Here is a 6,647-nt window from a genome sequence, read left to right as displayed (position 1 = left end):
GGCGGGGCGCAGCAGCGTGGCGCGGTCGGCGGGGGCGGACAGCAGCCACGAGGCCTGCGCGCGGGTGGCGCTGACCGGCCCGACGGCTGCGGCGGCGCGCACGAGCAGCCCGAGCCCGGCCAGGGCCACGGCCGCGGCCAGGGGGACCCGCCCCGCGGGGGCGAGGCAGTGGCCCGCGGTGCCGCAGCCCTGCGCGGACAGCAGCGTGGCGCTGCCCGAGACGGCCATCGAGCCGAGCACCGCGACGCCGAGGGCGAGGACGTAGAGGGCCTCCAGCCGCTGCCCGAGCGAGGGCCCGTTCTCGCGCCGCCCGCGCGCCCGGGCGGCCAGCGCGTCCCGGGCCGCGCTCTGCTCGGGCGTCATGCCTCGGCGAGGTCGACGCGGCGGGCGCCGGCGCGGGCCAGCAGCTCCTCGTCGTGCGAGGCGAGGAGCACGGCCGCGCCCGCCGCGGCCCGGGCCCGCAGGTGCTCGCCGAGCCAGGCGCGCCCGGCGGCGTCGAGGCGCTGCTCGGGCTCGTCGAGCACGAGCAGCGCGGCCGGGCGCACCACGGTCGTGGCCAGCGCGAGCCGGCGGCGCTGTCCCGAGCTGAGGCTGCCGGGCAGCTGGTCGGCCACCGCGACGAGGCCCAGCGCGGCGAGGGCGTCGTCGGTGGCGGCCTCGGGGTCCGGCGTCCCGTGCGCGCGCCCGAGCAGGTCCAGGTGCTCGGCCACGGTGAGGTCGGGGAAGAAGTCGAGGTCGTCGAGGACGGCGGCCACGGCGCGCCGCACCTGCGGGCGCCGCTCGTCGAGGTCCGCGCCGTCGAGGAGCACGCGACCGCGCTCGGGCGCGTCCGCGCCGACGACGCAGCGCAGCAGCGTGGTCTTGCCCGCCCCGTTCGGCCCGACGAGGGCGACCACCTCGCCGGGCGCGACGTCGAGGTCGAGGCCGTCGAGCACGGCGCGCCCGCCGTAGGACCTCACCAGCCCCCGCACGGCGAGCCCGGTCACCGGCACCGGCAGCGGCAGCTCGCTCACGACGCGACCCTAGGAGCCCGCCGCACCGGCGTCCGCCTCCTCGACCTCCTCGCGGCTGATCCCCAGGAGGTACAGCACGCTGTCGAGGTACGGCGAGGTCAGCGACGTCTGCGCCTGCTCGCGCACGACGGGCTTGGCGTTGAAGGCGATGCCGAGCCCCGCGGCGGCGAGCATGTCGAGGTCGTTCGCGCCGTCGCCGACGGCCACGGTCCGCGACATCGGCAGGCCCTCCGCGGCCGCGAACTCGCGCAGCGCGACCGCCTTGGCCGCCCGGTCGACGACCGGGCCGGAGACCCGGCCGGTCAGCCGCCCGTCGACGACCTCGAGCCCGTTCGCCCGCACGTGGGCGATCCCGAGGGAGGCGGCCAGCGGCTGCACCACCTCGGTGAAGCCGCCGGAGACGAGCGCGAGGGTGAAGCCGAGGCGGTGCAGGACGTCGCACAGGGTCTGGGCGCCGGGCGTGAGCCGCACCGCCGCGCGGACGTCGTCGAGCACGGCCGCCTCGAGCCCGGCCAGCGCCGCGACGCGCTCGTGCAGGGAGGCGGTGAAGTCGAGCTCGCCCCGCATCGCCCGCTCGGTGACCGCCGCGACCTCGCGCTCGCGGCCGGCGTGCGCGGCGAGCAGCTCGATGACCTCGTCCTGGATGAGCGTCGAGTCGACGTCGAGGACGACGAGGCGGCGCCCGTGGCGGGCCAGGCCGGCCGGCGAGACCGCGACGTCCACGCCGTGGTCGGCGGCGACGCGGACGAGTGCCCGGCGCAGGCCCTCCGGCTCCGCGCCCGAGACGTCCAGCTCGACGGCGGTCACCGGGCGCGGCGCGAGGCGCCGGATCCGGTCGATGTTGGCGCCGCTGTCCGCGACGGTCCCCGCCACCGCCGCGACCGCCTCGGGCAGCAGCGGCGAGCCGAGCAGGGTCACGTGGACGCGGCTGCCGGTGCGCCGCCCCTCGGCGCGCTCGACGCCGGGCGAGAGGGCCAGCTCCAGGCCCTGGGCGGCGGCGACCTCCTGCAGCGCCGCCGCCGTGCCGGCGTCCCCGGCCGTCGTCAGCAGCGCGAGGGTGACGTGCCCGCGCACGACGAGCTGGGCGACGTCGAGGACCTCGACGCCGCGGCCGGCCAGGGCCGCGAACACCGCGGCGGTCAGCCCCGGCCGGTCCGCGCCGGTGAGGGTGGCGAGCAGGGTGCTCGTGCCGTTCGAGGGACTGCCGGCGTCGCTCACCCGGCGTTCTTCTCGTCCCGCCAGGCCAGCCACTCGCGCAGCGGGCCCAGGTCGTAGTCGGGCCCCGACGCCGAGGTGGTGAACAGGGTGACGCCCGCGGCCAGGAGCGCGTCGCCGAGCTCGCCCGGGCCGTCGCTGCCGTCGACGCCGGTGGAGCGCTCGATCTCGCCCGGGTCGCGGCCCTGCTGGCGGCACCAGTCGTCGAGGATCCCGCTCTTGCGGGTGAACGTCTCCACGTCGCCGAAGCCGTGCCAGATGTCGGCGTGCTTCGCCACCAGGGGCAGGGTCTTCTTCTCGCCGCCGCCGCCGATCATGACGGGGATGTCGCGCACCGGGGCGGGGTTGAGCTTGGCCCAGCGCTCCTCGATCCGGGGCAGGGCCTCGCCGAGGTCGCCGATGCGGGCTCCGGCGGTGCCGAACTCGTAGCCGTACTCGGCGTAGTCGCGCTCGAACCAGCCCGCGCCCAGGCCGAGCAGCAGGCGGCCGTCGCTGATGTGGTCGACGGTGCGGGCCATGTCGGCGAGCAGGTCGGGGTTGCGGTAGGTGTTGCAGGTCACCAGGGCGCCGATCTCGACGCGCTCGGTGGCCTCCGCCCAGGCGCCGAGCATCGTCCAGCACTCGAAGTGCTTGCCGTCGGGGTCGCCGTACAGCGGGAAGAAGTGGTCCCAGTTGAAGATGATGTCGACGCCGGCCTCCTCCGCCGCGGCCACGGCGCGGCGGATCTGCGCGTAGTCGGCGTGCTGGGGCTGGAGCTGGATGCCGACCCGCACCGGACGGGCGGGGGCGCTGGTCTGCTCATCGGGCTGCGAGGTCACCCGGCGCAGCCTAGGGGCGGCTCAGGGCGTCGGCTCGGGCCAGCCCGCCAGGTGACCCAGCCAGGCCAGCGAGAGCCACGGGCCGTCGAGGAGGAGCTCGCTCCTGGTGCCGGCCAGCGACAGCTCCCACGGCGCCGCCGCGTGGCGGGGCTGCCGCGACCTCGAGAGCGAGCGGGCGCCGGTGACCCGCAGCTCCTCCAGCGGCACCCGCACCGACGGCCGCTGGCCGCGCCCGACCCCCAGCCACGCGTCGCGGGAGGTCGCCCGCACCAGGTGCCGGTTCCCGGCGGGCAGCCACGGAGCGGTGCCGCTCAACCGCAGCCGGCCGAGGTCGCCGAACGCGTCCGGGTCCGCGGGCAGGTCCCAGGACGGCGTCCCGGCGCTCGGGGCGTCGGATCCGGCCGTCACGAGCGTCCACACCACGCCGACCGCCCCGGCCACGCCCTGCGCCACCGCCACCTCGGGCGGGGTGGGCTCGACGGTCCACGCCACGGCGCCGCTCAGGCTCTCCCTGCTCACGTGCTCCTCCTCAGTCGACCGTGATGCCGAGCTGGGCGGCCATGGCCGGCGCCAGCTCGACGAGCTGGACGGCCGTGATCACGGCCCCGGCGAGGCCGGCCAGGCCGCGCGGTGCGCCCAGGGCGGCGCCGCGCAGGTCGACGGCCTCCAGGCGCGCGCCCGACCACTGCGAGCGGTCGAGGTCGCAGCCGGGGAAGGAGACCCGGGTCAGGCGCGCCCCGGCGAGGTCGGCCTCGGTCATCCGGCAGTCCTCGAAGACCACGTCGCTCAGCTGGGCGTCGCGCAGGTTCGCCCCGTCGAGGCGTGCGCCGGTGATCCGCACGCGCGAGAGCACGGCGGCCGGCAGCTGCACCGCGGACAGCCGGCAGCCCGAGGCCTCGACGTCGGTCCAGCTCGTCGAGGTCAGGTCGGTGGCCACGGCGCTGACCCGGTCGAGGACGACGCCGGCGAGGTGCGCGCGGCGCAGCGAGCCGCCGTCGAACGTGCAGTCGGCGAGGCGGCACTCCAGCAGCCGGACGCCGACGGCGCGCCCTCCCGCGGCGTCCAGGCCCTCGAACGCCGTGGCCTCGTGCGTCGCGCCGCCGACCAGGCCGTCGGGCCCCGCCGGCGCGAGCTCGGGCAGGGCCAGGTCGGGCGGCACCGGGCCGCTCGCCCGGCGTCCGCCCGACCTCACGCGCCGCTCACGGCTCGATGACGTGGCCCTTGCCGACCACGGTGATGCCCGACTCGGTGATGGTGAACCCGCGGGCGAGGTCGCGCTCGGGGTCGACGCCCACGGTCGCGCCCTGCGGCACCACGACGTTCTTGTCGAGGATCGCCCGGCGCACGATCGCGTGCCGGCCCACCTCGACGTTGTCCATGAGCACCGAGCGGCTGACCGAGGCCCACGAGTGCACGCGCACGTTCGTCGCGAGCACCGAGTCCTCCACGAGGGACCCGGAGACCACGGTGCCGGGCCCGACGATGGAGTTGATGGCGTGGCCGATCCGGCCCTGGTGGCCGTGGACGAACTTCGCCGGCGGCACCGGGGGCTGCTGGCTGAGGATCGGCCAGGCGGAGTTGTAGAGGTTGAAGATCGGGTGCACCGAGATGAGGTCCATGTGGGCCTCGTAGTACGAGTCCAGGGTCCCGACGTCGCGCCAGTAGCCGCGGTCGCGGTCGGTGGAGCCGGGGACCTCGTTGTCCTTGAAGTCGTAGACGCCGGCCTTCCCCTGCGCGACGAACCACGGGACGATGTCACCGCCCATGTCGTGCTTGGAGCCCTCGATCTCGGCGTCCGTGGTGACCGCCTCGCAAAGCGCCTTCGCGTCGAAGACGTAGTTGCCCATCGAGGCGAGGATCTCGCCCGGGGAGTCGGCCAGGCCGGTGGGGTCCTTGGGCTTCTCGAGGAAGGCCCGGATCCGCGAGGGGTCGCCCGGCTCGGTGTCGATGACGCCGAACTGGTCGGCCATCCCGATCGGCTGGCGGATCGCCGCCACGGTGCACGGCGCCCCGCTGGCGATGTGCGCGTCGACCATCTGGGAGAAGTCCATGCGGTAGACGTGGTCGGCGCCGACCACGACGACGATGTCGGGCTTCTCGTCGTTGATGAGGTTCAGGCTCTGGAAGATGGCGTCGGCGCTGCCGAGGTACCAGTGCGGCCCGAGGCGCTGCTGCGCCGGGACGGGCGTGACGTAGTTGCCGAGCATCGTCGACATCCGCCACGTCACGGTGATGTGGCGGTCGAGGCTGTGGCTCTTGTACTGGGTCAGCACGACGATCTGGCGGTAGCCGGAGTCGACGAGGTTGCTCAGCGCGAAGTCCACGAGCCGGTAGTTGCCGCCGAACGGGACCGCGGGCTTCGCGCGGTCCGCGGTCAGGGGCATGAGTCGTTTGCCTTCGCCACCAGCGAGGACGATGGCCATCACCTTCGGTGCCATGCGTCGCACCCTAGGCCCGCGCCCTCCTCCGCACCACGCGGTGATCTCCGGGGTGTCCGATCGGGTGAGCAGCGCTAGCGTCCGCGCATGCGCGTCGACGTCCTGACCAAGGAGTACCCCCCGGAGATCTACGGCGGCGCCGGCGTCCACGTCGCCGAGCTCGTCCGGGTGCTGCGGGCGATGGCCCCTGACGAGACCGGCTTCCCCGGCGGGCTGGACGTGCGCGTGCGCGCGTTCGGCGGCCAGCGGGACGAGGCCGGCACGACCGGCTACCCCGATCCCGCCGACCTCGCGGGCGCCAACGCGGCGCTGCGCACCCTCGGCGTCGACCTGGCGATGGCCGGGGACGCCGCGGGCGCCGACCTGCTGCACTCCCACACCTGGTACGCCAACATGGCCGGCCACCTCGGCGGTCTGCTGCACGGCGCCCCGCACGTGCTCACGGCCCACAGCCTGGAGCCGCTGCGCCCGTGGAAGGCCGAGCAGCTCGGCGGCGGGTACGCGCTCTCCTCCTGGGCCGAGCGCACCGCCTACCTCGGCGCCGCGGCCGTGGTCGCGGTCAGCGCCGGCATGCGCCGCGACATCCTCCGCGCCTACCCCGACGTCGACCCCGAGCGGGTGCACGTCGTCCACAACGGCATCGACGCCGACCTGTGGGCGCGCGACGAGGGCCCGGGCGCTGCGGACGCCGTCCGCGCCCTCGGCGTGGACCCCGACCGCCCCAGCGTCGTCTTCCTCGGCCGCACCACGCGCCAGAAGGGCCTGCCGCACCTGCTGCGGGCCGCGGCCGCCCTGCCGCCGGAGGTGCAGCTCGTGCTGTGCGCGGGGGCGCCGGACACCCCCGAGATCGCCGCGGAGGTCGCCGGCCTCGTCGCCGAGCTCCAGACCCGCCGCGGCGGGGTGGTGCACATCGAGCGGATGCTGCCGCGCCAGGACGTCGTCCGGCTGCTCAGCGCGGCGACCGTGTTCGTGTGCCCGTCGGTCTACGAGCCGCTCGGCATCGTCAACCTCGAGGCGATGGCCTGCGGGACGGCTGTGGTGGGCACCGCGACCGGCGGGATCCCCGAGGTCGTCGACGACGGCGTGACCGGGTGGCTGGTGCCGATCGAGCAGGTCTCCGACGGCACCGGGACGCCGGTGGACCCGGCCCGCTACGAGGCCGA

8 protein-coding genes are annotated in these 6,647 nt (G+C 75.9%); 1 reads left to right on the top strand and 7 read right to left on the bottom strand.

Features of this window, described 5'->3' with window-relative positions; translation table 11 throughout:
- From AC5FZL_RS14585 to glgC, 7 genes are all read right to left on the bottom strand, one after another.
- A partial coding sequence (locus AC5FZL_RS14585) for a DUF6297 family protein (RefSeq protein WP_493619615.1) occupies positions 1-363 on the bottom strand: 363 nt, incomplete at its 3' end.
- The gene (gene ccmA, locus AC5FZL_RS14580; RefSeq protein WP_493619614.1) at positions 360-1,013 is read right to left on the bottom strand and encodes a heme ABC exporter ATP-binding protein CcmA; all 654 of its coding nucleotides are present in this window, start codon (positions 1,011-1,013) and stop codon (positions 360-362) included. The genes AC5FZL_RS14585 and ccmA, both read right to left, overlap by 4 nt.
- Before the next feature lie 9 nt (positions 1,014-1,022).
- A complete protein-coding gene (serB, locus tag AC5FZL_RS14575; protein ID WP_493619613.1) occupies positions 1,023-2,231 on the bottom strand; it encodes a phosphoserine phosphatase SerB in 1,209 nt (402 codons plus the stop codon).
- A complete protein-coding gene (locus AC5FZL_RS14570; RefSeq protein WP_493619612.1) occupies positions 2,228-3,046 on the bottom strand; it encodes an LLM class F420-dependent oxidoreductase in 819 nt (272 codons plus the stop codon). The genes serB and AC5FZL_RS14570 overlap by 4 nt, the downstream gene beginning before the upstream one ends.
- A gap of 21 nt (positions 3,047-3,067) precedes the next feature.
- The gene (locus AC5FZL_RS14565; RefSeq protein WP_493619611.1) at positions 3,068-3,565 is read right to left on the bottom strand and encodes a hypothetical protein; all 498 of its coding nucleotides are present in this window, start codon (positions 3,563-3,565) and stop codon (positions 3,068-3,070) included.
- Between the two features lie 10 nt (positions 3,566-3,575).
- Complete coding sequence (locus AC5FZL_RS14560; RefSeq protein WP_493619610.1) at positions 3,576-4,205, bottom strand: pentapeptide repeat-containing protein; 630 nt, start codon at positions 4,203-4,205, stop codon at positions 3,576-3,578.
- Positions 4,206-4,245: 40 nt separating this feature from the next.
- Positions 4,246-5,484 carry a glucose-1-phosphate adenylyltransferase gene (gene glgC, locus AC5FZL_RS14555; RefSeq protein WP_493619609.1) on the bottom strand — a complete coding sequence of 413 codons (1,239 nt, stop codon included), beginning with the start codon at positions 5,482-5,484 and terminating at the stop codon, positions 4,246-4,248.
- An 87-nt stretch (positions 5,485-5,571) separates the two neighbouring features.
- Between glgC and glgA the strand changes: the two genes are divergently transcribed.
- On the top strand, positions 5,572-6,647 hold a 1,076-nt coding region (gene glgA, locus AC5FZL_RS14550), incomplete at its 3' end, for a glycogen synthase (protein ID WP_493619608.1).

Source organism: Quadrisphaera sp. DVD1 (genome assembly GCF_058932755.1).
This window is presented reverse-complemented; position numbering and strand designations above follow the sequence as displayed.

Bases quoted from the DNA above. Each gene is read 5' to 3' on its own strand.
- glgC (WP_493619609.1), bottom strand. From the start codon at position 5,484: ATGGCACCGAAGGTGATGGCCATCGTCCTCGCTGGTGGCGAAGGCAAA.